At 47.0% G+C, this 18574-nt stretch carries 15 protein-coding genes, 2 tRNA genes, 1 other RNA gene and 1 pseudogene; 5 read left to right on the forward strand and 14 right to left on the reverse strand.

All coding sequences use genetic code 11. The features are described 5' to 3' along the window. The first annotated feature begins 3 nt into the window (after positions 1-3). Entirely contained in the window at positions 4-1236 is a 1233-nt protein-coding gene (dnaG, locus tag QVC96_RS02140) for a DNA primase DnaG (RefSeq protein WP_238024808.1), read from the forward strand. On the opposite strand, the gene QVC96_RS02145 is transcribed toward dnaG, so the two are convergent. After that, the gene (locus QVC96_RS02145; RefSeq protein ID WP_287689813.1) at positions 1223-3574 is read right to left on the reverse strand and encodes a DNA-directed DNA polymerase; all 2352 of its coding nucleotides are present in this window, start codon (positions 3572-3574) and stop codon (positions 1223-1225) included. The genes dnaG and QVC96_RS02145 overlap by 14 nt on opposite strands. 69 nt (positions 3575-3643) lie before the next feature. Then, entirely contained in the window at positions 3644-4108 is a 465-nt protein-coding gene (gene rimI, locus QVC96_RS02150; protein WP_287689814.1) for a ribosomal protein S18-alanine N-acetyltransferase, read from the reverse strand. 18 nt (positions 4109-4126) lie between these two features. Here rimI and QVC96_RS02155 point away from each other — a divergent pair, with 18 nt between their 5' ends. Further along, entirely contained in the window at positions 4127-5152 is a 1026-nt protein-coding gene (locus QVC96_RS02155) for an mRNA surveillance protein pelota (protein ID WP_238024805.1), read from the forward strand. Here QVC96_RS02155 and QVC96_RS02160 read toward each other — a convergent pair. From QVC96_RS02160 to QVC96_RS02170, 3 genes are read right to left on the reverse strand one after another with little or no spacing between them, the layout of a single operon-like run. Next, positions 5120-6073: a radical SAM protein gene (locus tag QVC96_RS02160; protein ID WP_287690403.1), complete on the reverse strand. Its 954-nt coding sequence runs from the start codon at positions 6071-6073 to the stop codon at positions 5120-5122. The two genes, QVC96_RS02155 and QVC96_RS02160, sit on opposite strands and share 33 nt — an antisense overlap. Positions 6074-6122: 49 nt before the next feature. Beyond that, positions 6123-6653, reverse strand: coding sequence for a DUF1122 family protein (locus QVC96_RS02165; protein ID WP_287689815.1), 531 nt, complete (start codon positions 6651-6653; stop codon positions 6123-6125). Further along, positions 6628-7299: a nucleotidyltransferase domain-containing protein gene (locus tag QVC96_RS02170; RefSeq protein WP_287689816.1), complete on the reverse strand. Its 672-nt coding sequence runs from the start codon at positions 7297-7299 to the stop codon at positions 6628-6630. Before QVC96_RS02170 ends, QVC96_RS02165 begins: the two co-directional genes overlap by 26 nt. Before the next feature lie 37 nt (positions 7300-7336). Here QVC96_RS02170 and QVC96_RS02175 point away from each other — a divergent pair, with 37 nt between their 5' ends. Further along, positions 7337-8401, forward strand: a complete 1065-nt coding sequence (locus tag QVC96_RS02175) for a site-2 protease family protein (RefSeq protein WP_287689817.1) — start codon at positions 7337-7339, stop codon at positions 8399-8401. Here QVC96_RS02175 and lysS read toward each other — a convergent pair. The 4 genes from lysS to QVC96_RS02195 form a co-directional block, all read right to left on the reverse strand. Next, positions 8388-9869 (reverse strand): lysine--tRNA ligase, encoded by a 1482-nt coding sequence (gene lysS / locus QVC96_RS02180; protein WP_238024802.1) that lies wholly within the window; start codon positions 9867-9869, stop codon positions 8388-8390. The genes QVC96_RS02175 and lysS overlap by 14 nt on opposite strands. A 63-nt stretch (positions 9870-9932) precedes the next feature. Continuing rightward, an RNA gene (ffs, locus tag QVC96_RS02185) (signal recognition particle sRNA) lies at positions 9933-10237 on the reverse strand. A 155-nt stretch (positions 10238-10392) separates the two neighbouring features. Further along, a tRNA-Trp gene (locus QVC96_RS02190) sits at positions 10393-10524 on the reverse strand. 68 nt (positions 10525-10592) lie between these two features. Then, positions 10593-11705, reverse strand: a complete 1113-nt coding sequence (locus QVC96_RS02195) for an MFS transporter (protein WP_238024801.1) — start codon at positions 11703-11705, stop codon at positions 10593-10595. Between the two features lie 786 nt (positions 11706-12491). Between QVC96_RS02195 and QVC96_RS02200 the strand changes: the two are divergent. Continuing rightward, positions 12492-12599: pseudogene (locus tag QVC96_RS02200) on the forward strand (putative integrase); the annotation flags it as partial. Here the strand turns inward: QVC96_RS02200 and QVC96_RS02205 are convergent. The 4 genes from QVC96_RS02205 to QVC96_RS02220 all read right to left on the reverse strand — a co-directional run bounded on the left by QVC96_RS02205 (position 12581) and on the right by QVC96_RS02220 (position 15913). Next, positions 12581-12656, reverse strand: a tRNA-Gly gene (locus QVC96_RS02205). The pseudogene QVC96_RS02200 and the gene QVC96_RS02205 sit on opposite strands and share 19 nt — an antisense overlap. A gap of 206 nt (positions 12657-12862) precedes the next feature. Further along, entirely contained in the window at positions 12863-13486 is a 624-nt protein-coding gene (locus QVC96_RS02210) for a protein-L-isoaspartate O-methyltransferase family protein (RefSeq protein ID WP_287689818.1), read from the reverse strand. Then, the gene (locus QVC96_RS02215; protein WP_287689819.1) at positions 13446-15194 is read right to left on the reverse strand and encodes an ATP-binding protein; all 1749 of its coding nucleotides are present in this window, start codon (positions 15192-15194) and stop codon (positions 13446-13448) included. The genes QVC96_RS02210 and QVC96_RS02215 overlap by 41 nt, the downstream gene beginning before the upstream one ends. Next, positions 15176-15913 (reverse strand): DNA double-strand break repair nuclease NurA, encoded by a 738-nt coding sequence (locus tag QVC96_RS02220; protein ID WP_238024798.1) that lies wholly within the window; start codon positions 15911-15913, stop codon positions 15176-15178. The genes QVC96_RS02215 and QVC96_RS02220 overlap by 19 nt, the downstream gene beginning before the upstream one ends. On the opposite strand from QVC96_RS02220, the gene QVC96_RS02225 reads away from it, so the two are divergent. After that, positions 15879-16793 (forward strand): thiamine-phosphate synthase family protein, encoded by a 915-nt coding sequence (locus QVC96_RS02225; protein WP_287689820.1) that lies wholly within the window; start codon positions 15879-15881, stop codon positions 16791-16793. The two genes, QVC96_RS02220 and QVC96_RS02225, sit on opposite strands and share 35 nt — an antisense overlap. Here QVC96_RS02225 and QVC96_RS02230 read toward each other — a convergent pair. Then, entirely contained in the window at positions 16768-18501 is a 1734-nt protein-coding gene (locus QVC96_RS02230) for an MMPL family transporter (RefSeq protein WP_287689821.1), read from the reverse strand. The genes QVC96_RS02225 and QVC96_RS02230 overlap by 26 nt on opposite strands. Between the last annotated feature and the right edge of the window lie 73 nt (positions 18502-18574).

Genomic DNA, 18574 nt, shown 5'->3' on the forward strand with positions numbered 1-18574 from the left:
TCGTTGAAATATATAATAAAACTGACCTTCGAAGTTGATGGGTCAGTTGATAAACCTGACGTTATAGGGGCCATTTTCGGCCAAACCGAAAACCTATTCGGGCAAGAATTTGACCTTAGGGAACTGCAGGATAAGGGCAGGCTCGGACGAATCATCGTTGAGATAAAGAATAAGGGTGGTAAGGCAGAAGGATACATAGAGATCCCCTCAAACTTGGACAGGGTGGAGACTGCCCTCATCGCATCCATGGTAGAGAGCGTAGAGAAAGTCGGCCCCTATAATGCGAAGTTTGAGTTAAAGGAAATAGAGGATGTAAGGGCGGAGAAGCTGAAGAAGATCATAGAGAGGGCCAAGCAGATACTCACAACGTGGACCAGAGAGAAGAACCTCGATATCAAGGAAGTAATGAACGAGATAAGTGGAGCTGTCAAGACAGGGGAGCTCATAGAGTACGGACCGGAAAGGTTACCGGCAGGACCTGATGTATATACTGATCCTAACCTAATAATAGTTGAAGGAAGGGCAGATATAATAAATCTACTAAGATACGGCTACAAGAACACCGTAGCAGTGGAAGGGGCGAGCGGGAAGATCCCCCAATCCGTGGTAGAATTATCCAAAAACAAGAAGATGGTTATAGCGTTCCTTGACGGAGATCACGGCGGTGACATGATCCTTAAGGACCTCATCAATGCTAACGTGAAAATAGATTACGTAGCTAGGGCACCAGTGGGAAGGGAAGTCGAGGAACTTACAGGAAAGGAGATTGCCAAGGCTCTCTCCAACATGGTACCCCTCTCCCAATACCTGAAGAGACAGCAGGAAACCATTGCCTCAGTCTCGAGTAGAATAGAGAGCGCAGGAGCAAGAACCGAGGTAGCAGAACAGCAATCAGTTCAGGTAATCGAGCAACCCAGAAAGGAGATAGAGATTAAGATTCCTGGAAACGTAATGGAGGAGATAAAGAAGCTCCCAGGAACGTTAGAGGGCATTATCTTCGATGAAAACTGGAACCCTGTTGAGAGGGTACAGGTTAGGGATATCATAACCAAGCTGGAGAACCTAACCAATGGAAACGCATCGTTCATAATTTTTGACGGAGTCATAACTCAGAGACTTCTGGAACTGGCTGCCTCGAAGAACGTTAAGATGATAATAGGGGTAAGAATAGGAGGCATAAACAAGAAACCAGAGAACGTCAAAATACTTACGCTGGCTGACGTTATCGGTCCCTGAAATAATCCATGATATCTATACCTCCTCCCTTCAAATTATTTTCTTTTATTCCGAATGGCTCCAATATTCTCATTACTGCAGGAATAATTTGTTTTTCCACATAATAATCCACGTCTATCTTGGACTTATCCTTTATCATAAAGTATGGTTCCACCCTATCCGAGACCCTTCCCGATCCCTTTACCACAACGTAACCGATTTTCCCGTTTTTCATGATAGCGTAACCGGCGTTTATAGCCTTCTTGGCGGCGATAACATGAGGTGCATCAACCTCATATTCGTCCAAGCTCTTATCCAACGACTTCCATATAACCACATCGTGCAACTCGAATTCTCTTCTCTTGACCCTCATTATAACTTCCTTAGCTTCCTTAACCGCGTCATCTACTCCCTTCAGAAGGATCCTCTCTATGACAACTCTCTGGGTATCCTTGGCTAACTCGCACCAATCTCCCCTTATTGCCTCGAACCCCACAATATCTATTTTCCCATCTAAGGTTAGGCCAGCATATCTCTTTTTGTTTTCTGTAAAGAAAACTTTTTTGTATTTCTTGTCCACTTTTATATCGAGATCTAGAGCCTGTATTATTTTTTGGGTCAATGATTCTACGGAGGCCATATCCCCCTTCACGAAGATGGAATCGGTATCTCCATAAATCACCTCAAATCCGGAACTCTTAGCGATGTCTGCTGCTCTCATTATGGTCTGCCTTCCCCACGCTGTAACAGCCTCTGCACCCTCCTTGCTGTACCACCTTGCTCCTAACCAGCCCATGTAACCATACATCGCATTAGCCATGATTTTGAGGGCCCTCTGTCTCTCATCCAACCTGCGTTTCTCATATTCGTCCTTTGCCTGTTTCAGTAACTCCCTAGCCCTCCTTCTCTCCTCAAGAAGGAAATTGAGTATACTCCTATAAAATCCGTCCACATCTTTTCTGAATTTGTAGCCTACTTCCGGTGCTATCCAGCAGTCATTACACTCTCCCTGTACCAATGTGTCTGGACCTATGTTATACTTTATCATGATAGAAGGATACATTGAACTGAAGTCTAGAACAGCCACGTTCTCGTGAAGACCGGGCTTTGGCTCTATGACTAGACCTCCCTTATATCCCTCATATCTTCTTTCGACCCTATTGGGTATTAACTCATTGAACTGCTTTGCCTGTCTCATGAGCAACCACTCCACTCTATGTCCTACGCTGGCCATGCACAACTGATCCAGTGGTAGGCCTGAAATGGCAGTGAGCTGCTCACCAAAATTGAAGAATACATCCTTGAGAAGGTACGTGGTTTTCACGTCATCTAAGTTATACTTAAGAACCGCTTCCCTCCTCTTGGGATCACCCCAAAACTCTGGAATCTGATACCATTCAAGGTTAGTTCTCTTGTTTTTAGGTAAAACTCCTAGATAGTCGGCCACGTTATCTAGACTCTTAACCTTCACTCCTTCTAGGCTCTCAGCGAAACCATAGAGATCAACGTTGAGCCTACCAACCACGGAATAGTGGCCATAGGTTCCCTGACTGGGTTCAGAGTTCACTTTCCTCCCAATATCAAGTTTAGCTCCTCTCACCGATGCCCTCTCCAGCATGTACTGCCAATCAAAGCCGTTGGAGTTATACCCCAAGATCACATCCGGGTCGTATTCCACAACGAATTTTGAAAAGTCCCTCAGGATCTTGAGATCATCGTCATCGCTGTTGACAAACTGTTTTGACCCATTATCGGTCCAGACTCCAATCACAATGATGGGATCCCTTCTGGGGTTCGGAAAACCATACTTGTTATAAACCTCTATGTCAAAGGCCATGAACCTGAGCTGTGGAGGGGTGTCTTCATATATTCTCTCAACCTTCTTTAGTTCGTAGACCTTTGATACCCTCAGATCCTTCCTTTCCACCTGAGACACTTCAGCAGAAAGCCAGTAGAATGGCCTGATTCCAGTATCAATGGAATATCTCATGTAGAATCTGATATCGGCTTCAAGTACGTCCTTCACGGGTTTCAGTTTAGCAATTTCCTCTCTGTAAGTTCTTACCAGGGCTGGAATTACGGTTTCTATTCGCAGGACCTTCTGCGGTTTTCCAAAGTACTTCATTTCCTGTTCGGTGATTGATGTTATGGGTGATTGATCCCTGGAGAGTCTCTTGATCTGCTCGATGGCCTCCTTAACGTTAGCGTCGTCCCTGAGGATGGCGTAGAAGTAGGGTCTAAAATTTCTCTCTAGAACTACCACCCTATTCCCTTCCCTATCAACTCCCCAGATGTAAATCTCGGGCTTTCCATCCTCTACATCATAGGAGAAATCTAAGACGAAAATATCGACTCTCATAATCTTTCAATACGCTATTCTAGACTTAATTTATAATTGATCTGCTCCTTGAGGCATAAAAACCCTTGATCATTCAAATCCTGACTCTCCCTTAAAGTTCTTTACCATTACGAATCCGTGTTTATTTCTTCCGTAATAATTCCTTCTAGTCCTCACAACTCTATATGACCTGTTGTAGTAGAACCTTATGGCCTCTTCATTATTTACATTTACCTCCAGATACGAATACGTGCATCCCAGTTTATGGAACCTCCTTTCGAGCTCTTGGAGAAGAAGAGAGCCTATTCCCGTTCTCCTGACCTCACTAGAGGATGCTATGGAAATGATATGACCCCTCACCTTTAACTGAACTATACCTATGCAATACCCAACCACCCTATCCCCATCTCTGGCAACGAGGAAAAGACCCTCAGCCAACTGCAGATACGCCTTAAGAAGAGAAAAGGGATAGGGATTATCGAAACTCTCCCTTTCTATCTTCTCTATCTGCTCAAGGTCCTCTTCCCACGCGTCAGAAATAATTATGGAGGACATAATACTTGTGTTAACACGATGAAGATATTAGAATATGACGAAAAGGCAGGTGCCCTTAAACTTCACGTGGAAAATGAGGATGATCTCTGGCTGATTCACCTTGTCTTAAACAAGGGAGATATCGTGGTGGCCAGAACCACCAGAGACGTGAGCATGGGTAACGATAGCAGGCGAATTCCCATGGTTGTGGAGCTGGAGGTAGAGTTCTCAGAATTTCAACCATTCACCTCAAGGCTCAGGATTCACGGAATAGTTAGGGACGCCCCTGAGAGATACAGCATTAAGGGATCGCATCACACAATAAATCTTGATATTGGAGATGAAATTGTAATTATAAAGAAGTGGACCAAGGGACTCATCGATAGAATAAAGAAGCAAGCAGAGAAAAATAGAAGGGTACTCATAGTCCTCACGGATCAGGACGAACTCCTAGTTGCACTGCCCATGGAACAGGGAATCAGAATACTGACAGAGAGAAGCCTTCCAGGGGTATCTGACGAGGATAAGTCCCTTGAGAACGCTGCGCTGGAGGTGAGCAAGGAAGTGGAACAATACGTGAAACAATATTCTCCCGACGCGATAATCATAGCAGGCCCTGGACCATTTAAGGAGATAGTGAGGGATAAGCTCAAGGTGAAAGCCAGAATTTACATGGATAACGTATCCTCGGCCTCTAGGGCTGGACTAAACGAAATCCTCAGGAGAGACGTCATAGATGAAGTTATGCGGGACTATCAGATCTCCATAGCCTCAAGGGAACTGGAGAGGGGTCTGTCGCTTCTAGCTCAGGGTTCGTCCCTCGTGGTTTATGGTAGGGAGGAAGTTGAGAGGGCATCCCAGATTGGCGCTGTGGAAACCCTTCTGGTGACCGACGATCTATTAACACTGGAAGACGAGGAAACTAGGAAGAGGACCGAGGAAATCATGGAGGCAGTAGAAAGCAAGGGTGGGAAGGTTATGATAGTGCCCAAGGACTCACCTGTGTACCTTCAGTTAAAGAACCTGACAGGTCTACTGGCTATCCTTAGATTTAGAATAAACTAGTTTTTCGGAAAGTCTCTGACCGTAGGGTAGTTCCTCCACCATCCATATCTCGTCAATTTTCTCCTTAGGAAGAAGGTTAACCAGAGAGGGACTCACCACGAAAGCGTCTCCGCTTCTTTCTCCGAACTCTGAAAGGTCTACAGACGCCTTCACCACAGCCCGCAACGAGGTCCCCTCCCCTGTTACCTCTTCATAGGGTTTTCCACTAGCTCTCAAGGTTCTGATAAACCTGGTTCTGGTCTCCACCACGTCCTTGTATACTGAACTGCAGTAATGAAGGGAAATCTCAGCCTCATGAAACTTCTCGAGGACCCTCATGGAGGCCTCGAAACTTCCAGATACCCCAGCCAATCCGTGGCCTATCCTAAAGCCCCTGGAGTTGAGACTCTGAAAATTCCTCTCCGTGAGTTCAAGTTCGTTGAGGTTAACGAATTTAACGCCCTTGTTTCTGGCCCAGTTCACGAGCTGAGATATCCTTTCCTCTTCCCCCGGTATAGCTGGCAGTTCCAGCCCCACGTCTATCCCCAGTCTAAGTGCCCTCTCCACTGCAGAGAGGTATTGCTCCTTAACTGGATGAAACCTGATCTCGTCAAGTCCCGCCTTCGCTAACTCAGTAAGCGCATCCATGGAGGCGTACCTGCCAGTTGTGTACAGGTGAATATGATAGGATCTCCCAAACTCGTCTTTTAATAAGGTGATCAATTCCACGACCCTGTCCAGATGAAGTAATGGGTCTCCCCCCGTTATTCCTGCACCAAGGGCATTCATCCTGTAGGACTCGTAAATGAAGTCCTCCAATTCCGTGACCTTACGCTCGTTAGCGTAAGCAAAATCCTTGCCGAATCTTCCCTCGCTGACTGGACAGTAATAACAGGAGTCCCCACATTCCCCTGATATAAATACTACCATCTTACTGCCCATCCTACAGAGCTCGCATCCCCTGGGCAATTCCCTGTTGTAAAGTCCAATTTCAGGATTTCCCTTGAGCAAGGAGTTCAACTATTAGCCCATTGCTCTCTGGGGTTTTAACTTCTGCTAGTAATTCCGAGAGCTGTCTCCTCCTCGTCTCCTGGTCCAGAGTCTTGTTGGCCTGTATTTTCATCCCTCCTTCGTTGCCTCCCTCGGGAAAATACCAGTTCTTGAACCAGGTGAAGCCAGCCCTCAATAAGGATCTTCCCAGCTCCGTATCAGCAACCGAAAAACCTTTCATTATGGCGTTGAAGGTGTCATTATCTCTATAATAGGTTACAAAAAACCTCCCATTATCCGGTAGAAGATCGTAAATCAACTTGAACAGCTCCACCTCTAACCCCTGCTCTCTAGGCCACGGATCGTAATCCAGTTCGATCCATGGCGGATAATACCCCCTTCCTGTGAAGTAGTTACATTTGCCTAGCGGTCTCTCGTCCAGCAGAAGTTCAAACGCCTTAAGCTCGGCTATATGAGTCTGGGTGACGTTGACCGACCTGAGTTTCTTACCCCCTATAACTCCCTCTATCAATTGTCCTTCGAAAGAATTTGTTTTCCTTCAACAAATTCCTTACGGCCTCTTGCAAGCTCTCATCCTCCCTCAGCTCATAACTTAGAAAGGTTCCAGTTCTTCCCCTTTCCTTGCGCCTGCTCAGAAGTCTCTCCCTCTGCATAACGGTATTCATGGAGACCTTCATCAGCTTCACTGCCAGATCCTCATTACCCTTCAGCGGTAACTCCTCGTGGCCCTTCTCGTTGGGAATTATGATCTGGAGGTCCTTATTGACTCCTGGTGATCTCTCTCCCCTGATTAACTGCTCCTTGTCCACAAGACCTCCAAATCTATAGAAGTCCTCTTCAACTCCTGTCAGCTTCCCCAAGGGGAATGATATTACCCTCCTCTCCTCACGATCCAGGGATATATAGGCCTTGGGGGTTGAGGAAGGGGTGGCCTGCACGATGAACTTATGATCGGCCTCTAGAAGATCAAGCCAGACAATATTGGGCGCAAAAACTATCACGTCCACATCACTGGTTTCCTTGACGTCGCCTCTGGCAACGGAACCATAAACGAATCCCCTCATGGACCCTTCTTCAAGTTTATTCAGTATCTCCAGTGCCCAGCCCCTAAGGGTCTTCAGGATCAGCCAGCGCCCTTCATCATACACTATCTGCACAAGGTTTTTTTAAATCGATTACAATTTAAATGAGTCGATGGCATCGAGTGTAGAGTTTTTCATTGGCTTACTGGTGTTCTGGGTAGTTGTCCTAGGACTGCGAAATTACCTTACCAGGAAGGGTTTCAGTGTTTATCCCTTCCTCCTTATGTGGAAGAAAGGAACTAGGGATCAATGGTTTCCAAGGTTAGCGAACTCCAGATCATTTAAGGTGTTTGAAACACTCTCCGTGGTTCTAGCCATAGTATCCATGATCGGGGGACTTTACCTGATCCTATCCTCCCTCTCCACATTACTCTTTCCTGCAAGGCCCTCAGCGGTCAAACTTGAGCCCATAATTCCCGGAGTCACCGTGGGAATAGACCAAGCTCCCTACATTCTCCTCAGTATTGGTATATCCGTGGTGCTCCACGAGCTGATGCACGCCATATCCTCAACCTCAAACAGGGTTCCTGTGAAGAGCGGTGGATTCATACTCTTGGCATTCTTTCCTGGAGCCTTCGTGGAGCCCGACGAAAATTCCTTTCTAGAGTCTAGCCTTATTGCAAAACTAAAGATCATATCTGCTGGTATAGCGATTAACCTAGTACTTGCAGGTATTTTCTTTCCTCTGGCAGTCTATCTACCACCCCTACTTTCACACGGTATATACATTGAGGGGGTGATTCCGAACTCTGCAGCCTATAACGCTTCCCTCCATCCAGGATACGTTATCCAATCCGTGAACGGAGTAGCTGTATCTACCCCCTCTCAACTTAAGTCCCTTCTGGAGAGTAGCACTAGATACACACTAGGCCTTTTGACTCCCAATGGAACCCAGTTCGTGAACGTGACCTCCCAAACCCACTTCCTTGGAGTCTACATTAGCTACTATTATCCCTGGTACGTTTACCCCTTCGTAGCCTTTTTCCTTTGGATGTTTGTGGTGAATTTTAGCCTTGCGTTGCTCAATGGGGCACCACTCATCATAACCGACGGGGGAAAAATATTCACTGAACTTCTGAAAAGAATTCATGTAAGCGAGAGAGTATCCATGGTTATACAGAGCTTTTTAGTCCTACTTCTGGTCCTGGCAATCTCCGTATCCTTCATTCCTCAATAAGTTTCGAACTTACCATGGGGAACGGAATGACTTCCTTTATGCTCTGATTATTGGTGAAGAGCATCACAAGCCTATCTATTCCAACCCCCAGTCCCCCTGTTGGGGGCATACCATAGCTCAGGGCATTTATGAAGTCCTTATCATAGGGATGTGCCTCCTGATCTCCACGTCTCATCATGTCCTGCTCCTCCCTGAACAACTTGTCCTGCAGAATTGGATCGTTGAGTTCGGTATAGGCATTGGCAAACTCCACCCCCGCGATATAAAGTTCAAATCTTTCCACGAGTCCCGGTTTACTTCTATGTGGCTTACACAGGGGAGTTGTCTCTATGGGATAGTCAGTTACAAAGGTAGGCTGAACCAGACTTGGCGTAACAAGCTTGTCGAAAAGTTTCTCTATCATAAGTCCCCTGATGTAGAGTGAACCTCTGGGAACCAACCCGTTCTTCTGCATTAACTCCTTAAGCTGTTCATCGCTCATTTCCTCCACGTTCTTCCCTAGGGCCTCTGACAGGGAATCATACATGGATATCCGCCTGAAACTTCCTAGGTTCACCTCAACATTCTTCTCGCCCATCCTGTAGGGAATTACGGTTGTATGAAGAACCCTATCAGCCAGCTGTTTAAACAACCTCTCCGTCAAGTCCATTATATCGTTGTAGTCGGCATAGGCCCAGTAGAGCTCCATGAGCGTGAACTCGGGATTGTGGGTTACATCTATGTCCTCATTTCTGAAGACCTTCCCGATCTCAAATACCTTATTGAAGCCTCCCACAATAAACCTTTTCAGATAGAGCTCCAGGGAAATCCTGAGATACCAGTCCTCATTTAGGTAATTAACGTGGGACTTGAAGGGTCTAGCAAGAGCACCTCCATACACTGGCTGAAGGATGGGAGTTTCCACCTCAATGAATCCCTCCTCTCCCAGAATATTCCTTATTTCCCTGATAATCTTGAACCTAGTTTCCATGAATCTTCTGGCATTGTCATTATACAGGAAATCCACGTACCTGTGAGAATACCTGAATTCCGGGCTCATTGTGGACCAATCTGGGGGCTCTATCAGGGATTTGGCCAGCATGACGTAATCCTTGACCAGAAGCGTCAGCTCCCCCTTCGCGGTAAAGAAGAGGTCCCCCTGTACGCCTATTATGTCTCCCCTGTCCACAATCTTGAAGAAATACTCGTACTTGTCACCGAGCTCGTTCACCCTCAGATATAACTGAAGCTTTTCCCCGTCATCAAACACATCAATGAAGGATGCCCTTCCATGTCTCCTGAGATTAGCTACCCTTCCGGCCGTCCTCACCCCGGTCAGGAATGGGTCCTTGGGCTTATCCTGCCTTTGATTACCTATTTGCCTCAGTTGAACTATGGTATGTGTGAGCGGATATTTCTGAGGATAAGGATTCACTCCACGGGCCCTGAGTTCCTCCAGAACCTGAATTCTCCTCTCGTCCCATTTCATAGCCAACTTCAATGGATTGCATTTTATAAAACTTAGCGAATCCAAGAAAGATAGGACAGGTAAAGGTCGGCCCCCGCATATGACCGCGCATCAATGGAGGAGCTTACCCAGAGTCTCCTCAGACCGGTGACCGGCAAGCGCTGACGTCCAGGTACGACTGCTCCCTTCCGGGCCTAGTCGGTTCCCCCAGCTAATACAGTTCCCCTCCTCCCTCCGGAAGAGGAGACTGTATCCGTCAGCCCTACCGGGCGATCCTCATCGTAAGCTCTGGACTCCCCCATTGAGGTCACGGCCATATGCAGGTTACTGGTGCCCGCATTACGCCAAGCGGGTAAAGAGGCTGGCGAGACCTCCACCCTACCCGACCAGGTAAATCTGTGCAGGCACGATTTTTAATCTATCTCATGGGTCGGGTGAAGCTGAATAAGATCACTGGCAAGGGAACTCAACAACAATACCCGACTACCATTCCTGGCTTCTTGCACAGGGAAATACTGGATAAGATCACAAAATAGAATTTTAATGGGCCCACGGGGATTCGGACCCCGGACCACTGGGTCTCTCCATTCCAGATATATTTCATCCCCTTTCGGGTCGACAGACCCAATGCTGATATCTGGAGCCCAGCACTCTAACCTGGCTGAGCTATGGGCCCATTATCGATCACGTAAATTAAACTAGACCTATGGGGTAATTAAACTTGTCTACGCATTTCAGTTCTTCTTATCTGTCAATCCTCAGCATCACCCTATACAACAGTGCTGAGATTAGCACAACGACCCCTACAACTATCCATAGAACATGATAACCATGTTCAATGATCATAAAAGATGCAACTATAGGAGCCAGAATACCGCTACTCTGCCAGAAAAAGTTAGCAAAGCCCGAGACGCTTCCAGCTCTTCCCTTATCGATGAGGGAAACCGCGCTGGAATTGGCTGGAGTTATTACGAACCTTACAAATCCCATGAGAAATGATATCACGAAAAGGGATACGCTGGATACAAGAAAGGATAGCAGGATTGTGAGCACTCCATAAAATCCCTCAAAAGTGGATAACGTGTTTCTGACTCCCATTCTCCTTATCAAATGCCCTGCAATTACTGTGGAGGGTATTCCAGCAATAGCCAAGAAAGAGTAAGCAATTCCTGCCTCATATCCGCTCAGGCCCACCTCAATAAAGTATTTAAATGCATAGAGGGTTATTATCCAGTATGATAGAAAAAACAGGAAACCGGCCATACTTACTATCAGAACGTTTCGATCCCTTATCAGGTGAAACTTCCCTGAAGCCTCCCCTCCAGTAACCCTTACCCTCGCGTATAATACTGCAATGATCAGGCAGAGAAGGGATATCATGTAATATGGGTAACGCCATCCAGCATTGATACTGAGGTAAGGTAGAACAAGACCTGCGAGAATTATGGAAAGTGGCCATGCGAGGCTGTAGTAGCCAATTGCCACGGGTAAGTCTCTCCTATCAAATGAGGACGCCAATATCTTTATGGTAACAGGATAAATCCACCCCGCTGAAAGACCCATTAACAAACTTGCGACATACTCCTGAAGTATTGAGGTGGAGATACCTGAGAGAAAGGAGGAAATGGCTAGACCAACCAGCGCTAGCATCACCACTTCCCTTGGTCTCCTGTCAGATATCATACCTGACGGAATTTGAACAATAACGTAACCCAAGAAGAAAAGCGAAAAAATCACGCTATCCTGAATCTCTGTTGGCTTCAGTGAGGAATAAACTGAGACAATGCTCCATGCAATTCTCGCAAAGTACCCTAAGAAGAAGGATGAAGAGGTGACGAAAATAAGAAAATATTTCATGAGGGCAAGATGTCAAATGGTAGTATTTGTGTCTTGCAGTTGAAGGATCGGTTTTAGAGAACTTCCATGAATTTGGGTCATAAACTGATTAACTCGGGTCTGGCTCTTGGCATGAAGTTTCATCATCAGTTTAATACCTCTAGTAAGATATTTTTACTGAACTAGCTACTCATGAGAAGTACATGTAATAACATGAGGTCTTGAAAATAAAGAGAACGCGGATATGCATTGTCGACGTTACAAGAAATTATCGATGCATAGTTTAAAACATAAAGTAAACGGCAAGAGTACAATTCATGACTGGACCGTATTGATAAGGATTTATAGGTGGTCCGATCAGGCTAGGACCTTCCTCTTCTCTTCCTGAAGACACTAAAAACTCTGCTTAATGTGGTCCTGCAGAGCGAGAAACGGAGTGTGAGAGCTCCTAATACGATCGCCGTTGCCAACATGAGATTGGGAATCAGGACTACGTACCATAGAGGATTTACTGCAGAAATAAGATTAATACATACGTTATGTTACTTTGTGAAAAAGTTGATGCATTCTAGGTATTATTGGGTTATCTCACAGGTGTGGAAAGTTATCGTCCTCTTTAAATCTACCTTCAAGTTAGGGAATTTGACGGTTGCCAATTGTCTACACGCGTGAAATGGCAACCATGAAGTGACCTGCTTTGATAGAGAAAAGCACGGGATATAAGTATGGCGACGTGATTATCCGGAGAGAAAAGGGAGGTATTATGTTTACGTTCTGGAGAACGTGAACGGTGAGATGAAGTAGCATTACCTCGCACCTTTAGATGATGTTGTTAGATCGTACGTGGAACTGAAAGAAAACGAGGGTGCGGGGACTCTGCCCCACATTCTGAGAAGTGCGACCGCCGGGATTTGAACCCGGGACCTCCTGCGTGGCAGGCAGGCGTCCTAATCCAGGCTAGACTACGGCCGCAAGTTATGAGTAGATAACGTTTTTTAAAAACCTATCGGTAGGGATAAACGAAGGGATTAATTACCTGAATTGATTGACGTCATGATAGAGTTCTGTACGTTGTTTATTAAAAATAAAAAATAGATCGATGTATTTATGTATACTATTGATTCTCGAAAATGATGAGGACAGTAGGGCGGAATCATGAAGAGGGTCTTGAGTCCTGATCAGTCATAAAAACCGCATAGTCCCTGGGCCTTCATGAAAATGACTGAATCAAGTTTCTCGAGCTTGGGAGAACCCGCCTTAACTATCCTGTACAGGTTCTGTGTCTTCTGGGTCCCTATGGGAACAACCATGGCTCCTCCATCCGCAAGCTGTTGATAAATGAAACAGGGAAGCGTGGGCATCGCTGCCCAGATTATTGCCTTATTATAGGGAGAGTTGCCTGGAAATCCCAGGGTGCCATCACCTACCTGAACCCTGATCCCCAGATTGCCCAACCTCTCTTCAGCATATCTCGCCATCCATGGATCCACCTCTACTGTGGTAACGTTCTCCGGCCCAACAATCTCACCAATCAGGGCGGTGTAATACCCGCATCCAGTCCCCACCTCAAGTACCTTATCCCCTTTCCTTAGACCCAAGTACTCCAGCATTTTCATCCCAAGGGTTAGGGCAGTGGTGTTAATCCTGTCAGTAATTGGGATGGGCTTATCAGCAAACTCTGGATCGTAAGCCAAGTTAGCTGAACTCTCTGGAAGAAACTTGGCCCTGTCCACCTTCAGGTAGGCATTTCTCAGGGAATCATCATTTATCATTGACAGGATTAGCTGATCTATTTTCCTCAAGCGCTCTCCTCACCTCTTCCAAGTTATTTGGGGCACTGAAGAAAACCGGAACGTCATGCGGTAGGGATGCCTTAAAGCTCACCAAGAGCCATTGTCCAACCTCGAGATCCAAGGTTCTATCCAGAAGAGTGTCATTTATTCCAAAGGTTTCAGACACCAGTTGCCTATCGTAGGGCCTGGGCAAAACACTGATGAAATAGGTGTGAAGCTGTTGGAGAACGTTTGTGTTGAGGTACGCCAGTCTCTGGGTGCTGATCAACGCATGGAGGTGATACTTCCTTCCATGCCTCAGCAATTTCTCCACTGCGTTGCTGGACAGCTCGCTCTTGTCCCTTTGCCTAGTATCGAAGGGGATGAACTCCTGTGCCTCATCTAACACGAAGAGAACGGGCGAGGTACTGAACGATCTCTTCCTCCTGGACATGACCTCCTCCAGGAGAGATGCAACAACTTCCCTGGATTCCTCCAGGTTCTGTAGCTCCAGGATAAAGAGTCTTGGAGATGATTCATCCCTATCCAAGATATCTATTGCCAGCTTCTCCACGTCATATTCCTCGCTCTCCTTTACCTCAGTGTTTATGTACGATCTCAACGATGAGATGAAGGAGAAGAGCGAGGAGTTCTCCTTTAGCCCAGCGTTCCTGCCCTCATTTTCCATGTCCTTAAGTATTGAAAGAATGGAGTCGTCCAGAGGAGCATCCTTTGGGATCTTATTCTCCCTCATGAACGTGTCCAGCTTCCTCAACATGAGGCTGAACAGTGGCTTCTGGGCAAAGGCCGTATACTTATCATCTATCTGAGCTCTCACCAGCTCCAGCAGGGTCTCGAAGGTTAGGCCCATTGAGCCCTGAGGTGGAATGTAGAGATTTCTTATCTTGCCTGAGGCAAAGAGCTCCTCAACCTTCCTCCTTATGTTTTCCCTGTGTCTCTCCAGATCCTCCGGAATCACATGGGTCCTCATGAACCTCCTGCTTGCGTCCAGTGGAGTGGAGGGATATCTATCTGTGGTGAGAATCTCCGCCCTCTGACTGAGCAACTGGTCCAACAGCAGGATTGAATATTCCATGGAAACGTCAAAGATCACCACCTTAGCGTTGGTGTGGTTAAGGATCCTGCGAATCAAGGTAGCAGTGAGATTGGACTTACCTGACCCGGTGAAGGCGAAAACTCCCATGTGGTAAACCATAGCCTTAGAGATATCTATGGTCAGGGGGATGTCCTCCCCTATCACTTTCCCGATCTCCACCCCACTCCTTGCGCATACAAATTCCCTGAATGATTCCCTGTTGAGGATCCTGACGGGGGAACCTGGAAGTGGAGGCAGATATCCCTTTTTGAATCCTTCAGGGGTGGCAATATAACCTATGGGATAGGCAAATACGTCTATCCACATCTCCGAGCTGTTCCCGTCGCGCCAGCTCTTGGAAACTTCCTCCATCACCTGGTCCCTTATCTCCTTGGGAATTGACCCATCCATGTTTATCATTCCGTAATGGACAGGAACGTAGTCGGCCACCTCAAGGATAAGATAGGTATCGCTCTTTATGGTCTCCAATGCGAGAAGTGCTCCTATGTTTAGGTTCAGGTCCCTGGAATAGGGCATCTCCACCACAAAGTTCCTGAAAGTAACTGAACTTCTCCCGTCAGCTGTGGGTCTGGTGGTGACCCTGACCTCCCTGAGCCTTCCTGTCACCGGTTCAAATTCCATGATCTCCTCTTACCCTCCACTATACTCCTAAAAGTCCTATATCTCACCAGTTCCTTGGTGTACAGGAAATCGAGCGTCCTCTTTGCCCTATCCCTGTAGAATTTGGCCATTTTGTCTGCAAGGAAGAGTGGGTAGTTATAACCAAAGGCCTCAGGGATGGGCTCCCTGGACATGGCGTATAACAGGGCCAAGATTCTTTCCGGATCCCACTTCAGGTTGGTCTCCACGCGAAAAGTCCATCCGTGGGTGGCTAGCTTGATGTATCCCGTACTCACAGGTCCCTGGAGCTGTGACATGAGCAACCAGGGCGGGTTGGGGATGTTCAGGCTACTTCTCTCTTTCTGATCAAAATCCTTGACGATCCCTATCACTGCGTGGGGTATACTCAGCCCCAGGGACATGTCCATGGTTATTTTCCTGTCCATCAGAAGCAGTCCGCTCAGGGAGTTGGCCTCCTCATACTCCATCCTTCTCATGACCTCCTCTCCATCTTCGTTAGAGACAGCCTCCTTGATTCTAGAACCTAGATACACGAGTCTTGATCCCTTCAGCCTGAAGAACACAGTCGCAACCACAACGTAGCTCTTCTTTCCCTCTTCGGTGAAGAAATCGTGAAGGCTTCCATCAACGGCAGAGATCTCCATATCAAAAACGTAATTATTCTCCCCGCTCAATCTTACTACCGTGCTTGATACACCACTGTCGCTGATCACGGACATACTGCTACCTAACGTTAGGGGATTGGTGGCTAAAAGGCTTAGAGCTCAGGGTATGAGCCAGAACAAGATCGCCCTTCTCGTGGGCGTAACTCAACCGGCAATCAAACAATACCTAGACGAGGATGAGGATGATCTACGCGGAAAGCTCGGCGAGGCTGGCCTCAGCAACGACGAGGTGGAATCGCTTGTATCAAACCTGGTGAGTCTGGTTTCAAGCGGAAGGAGAGAGGAGGCCTCGCTTTACTTCACCACCTTCGGATTGACCATGTTGAGCCAGCTGAAACTATGCAACTTCCACAGGCGCATGAACACCTCCATTTCACCCGATTGTAGAATTTGTCAGTCATTGTATAGGGAGGATGAGGAAACAGAGTTGCAGCTTGCCCTCTCTCTATTGAGAAATGAGAGCGTAGCAAAGCTAATTCCTGAAATCCTGAGTAACCTGGCCTATTCCAAGAGAGATGCCAAGGAAATACTGGATGTCCTAGCTATTCCAGGGAGGATAGCGGTGATAGGAGGGGTCCCTACTCCCGCGTCCAGACCCACGTGGGGTGGAAGCAGACATCTAGCAACCATTCTCCTTGAAACCAGAAAGAGATGCCAGAAGTGGAGATCCGTTATGAACATCAAATACGACGATGGTGTCGATGAGGCGATACGGAGCTCTGGTCTCATAAACATCAAGGTTGGTCCCTCAGATAGGAGGGACGATCAGTCCATTGCAAACATGATCGCCGCAGTCATATCTTCGTGCCCAGACGTAGTTATCCACCTTGGAGGAAATGGGGTAGAACCTAATGCTTACGTTTTTGGTGAGAATCCCCTAGAAGTCTCCTCCAAGGTACTCAAGATAGCTAAGCTTTGTTGTGAGCCCTCCTGACACCTGGCCACCAGTTATACTTCCCAAGTATTGACATTATGGCTGGAACTATGAAGGGCCTAACTATGAACGTATCGAATAGTATGGAGAAGCCCACTGCAAATCCTATCTCCCTGAGGAACTCCATGTTCACTGCGGTAAGGGAGATAAACGCTCCGGTCAGCACCAGACCGGCAGCCGTAACTACGAGGCCAGTCTTCTCCACTCCCTTCCTTATCCTTTCGTCTTCTGTTCCCTGCTCCTCCCTGATTCTAAGCACGATGAACATATCGTAGTCTATGCCCAAACTAAAGAGAAGAGCGAATACAATGAGCGGGGAGAGCCAGTAAACGGTACCAAAGACCAGAAACATAACTGCCACTCCCACAAGGGAGCTGAAAAGCAAGGATAGTACTAGCCTTATGGGCAAGGCCACGGACCTTAGCAGTACCCCCAGGTACACTAGGATCAGGATAATCGTCATGGGTAAAGTTAGGGAATAATAAACGTGAACCGTGTTGGAAACTATGTCTATCCTCTGTGCGTTGCTTCCTCCCACCATGAGACCGGTTGATGCGAGCCACTTGGTGAAATTTATGGCACCGTCACTGAACACAGGATAGGGAATGTAAAACTCCATGAGCGTGTATCCATGGGAGTAAAACCTGCTGGTTAGCGCTGTGGGTTCGCTGAACGTTGCCTTACCCAGAGAGGCTGGTCCGTAAACCAATGCCCCTCTGGAAATAGCTTCGGCAGACACATTATATATAAAGGAATAAGACTCGTTGGGATTCCCCCTTATCACCGCATAGTCTAGGCTGTAATTGAAAAATTTAGTCAGCTGGTCAAGCCCCACCAGGGATTCCGATGAGGATGGGACAATTTCGCTGGCGTTAATGTTTGTCGTATGAGTCAGAAATACTCCCAGGGCCAGAATGGAGGTAACTAACATTAACAGCACCACCGCATATTTTCGCCTTATGGAGAGGTCCACCATGAACCTCAGGTACCTGCTCCTTGAATCTGATGGGTTAGGAATTTCCTTTCTGGGGAAGGAAAGGGTCCTAGTACTCATCCCTTTAAGTGCAGTGTAGGTAAAACCTATGGACGGTAGAAGGGAGGAGACGGAGCTCAATACGAGGGCCACTCCTATATTCCTTAATAGAGGAGATGGAGAGACCAAGAATGAGGCAAACGCTAGGGTAATGGAGAGACCGCTGAAAAGGGCGCCCCTACCAGCCGTCTTGAAAGCCTTGGTGAGGGGTTCCCTTGACCCTGACCTTAACTCCTCAAAGTACCTGTAAATGAACAGAAGCGAATAATCTATCGCTATCCCGAACACTATGGGCGGAATAACAAGGCCTGAGATGTAATAGATCTGGTAGCCCACTAACCTCAGCCCTAGAAGAGACGCATATGCCACCTCAACACCTATTACTGCGCTACCTACCAGGAGTAGGATTGGAACCAGCGATCTGAGCAGTAAGATTAGCAGAATACCAACCAGGGTCACAGTAACAACGTCTATTATCCTCAAGTTCTGCTCGGTGTATAGCTCTGACTGGGCGTATATTGGGAGATGTCCCGTGACCAATCCGTGAAGGTTGGCCATGAAAATATTTATATTGCTTAGACTCTCGTTGTCGGGAACCTGGACTATGAAGAGCCAAGAGTTATTCCTGTGAAAGTAGGACAGGGAGATTCCAGGTTGAGGGATTTTGCTCTCCACTAACTGGATAGCATATTTGCGTGGATCTTCATAGGCCAGGGGTGGTAGCTCCTTGCCCGTGAGGAGGTGAATA

The sequence above is a fragment of the Metallosphaera javensis (ex Sakai et al. 2022) genome (genome assembly GCA_021654415.1).
GTDB classification, from domain to species: domain Archaea; phylum Thermoproteota; class Thermoprotei_A; order Sulfolobales; family Sulfolobaceae; genus Metallosphaera; species Metallosphaera javensis.

What these genes read in the sequence shown, in the direction of transcription:
- QVC96_RS02145 (WP_287689813.1), bottom strand. Translation starts at nt 3,574, where the DNA reads ATGAGAGTCGATATTTTCGTCTTAGATTTCTCCTATGATGTAGAGGAT.
- rimI (WP_287689814.1), bottom strand. Translation starts at nt 4,108, where the DNA reads ATGTCCTCCATAATTATTTCTGACGCGTGGGAAGAGGACCTTGAGCAG.
- QVC96_RS02155 (WP_238024805.1), top strand. Translation starts at nt 4,127, where the DNA reads ATGAAGATATTAGAATATGACGAAAAGGCAGGTGCCCTTAAACTTCAC.
- QVC96_RS02160 (WP_287690403.1), bottom strand. Translation starts at nt 6,073, where the DNA reads ATGGGCAGTAAGATGGTAGTATTTATATCAGGGGAATGTGGGGACTCC.
- QVC96_RS02175 (WP_287689817.1), top strand. Translation starts at nt 7,337, where the DNA reads ATGGCATCGAGTGTAGAGTTTTTCATTGGCTTACTGGTGTTCTGGGTA.
- lysS (WP_238024802.1), bottom strand. Translation starts at nt 9,869, where the DNA reads ATGAAATGGGACGAGAGGAGAATTCAGGTTCTGGAGGAACTCAGGGCC.
- QVC96_RS02195 (WP_238024801.1), bottom strand. Translation starts at nt 11,705, where the DNA reads ATGAAATATTTTCTTATTTTCGTCACCTCTTCATCCTTCTTCTTAGGG.
- QVC96_RS02215 (WP_287689819.1), bottom strand. Translation starts at nt 15,194, where the DNA reads ATGGAATTTGAACCGGTGACAGGAAGGCTCAGGGAGGTCAGGGTCACC.
- QVC96_RS02220 (WP_238024798.1), bottom strand. Translation starts at nt 15,913, where the DNA reads ATGTCCGTGATCAGCGACAGTGGTGTATCAAGCACGGTAGTAAGATTG.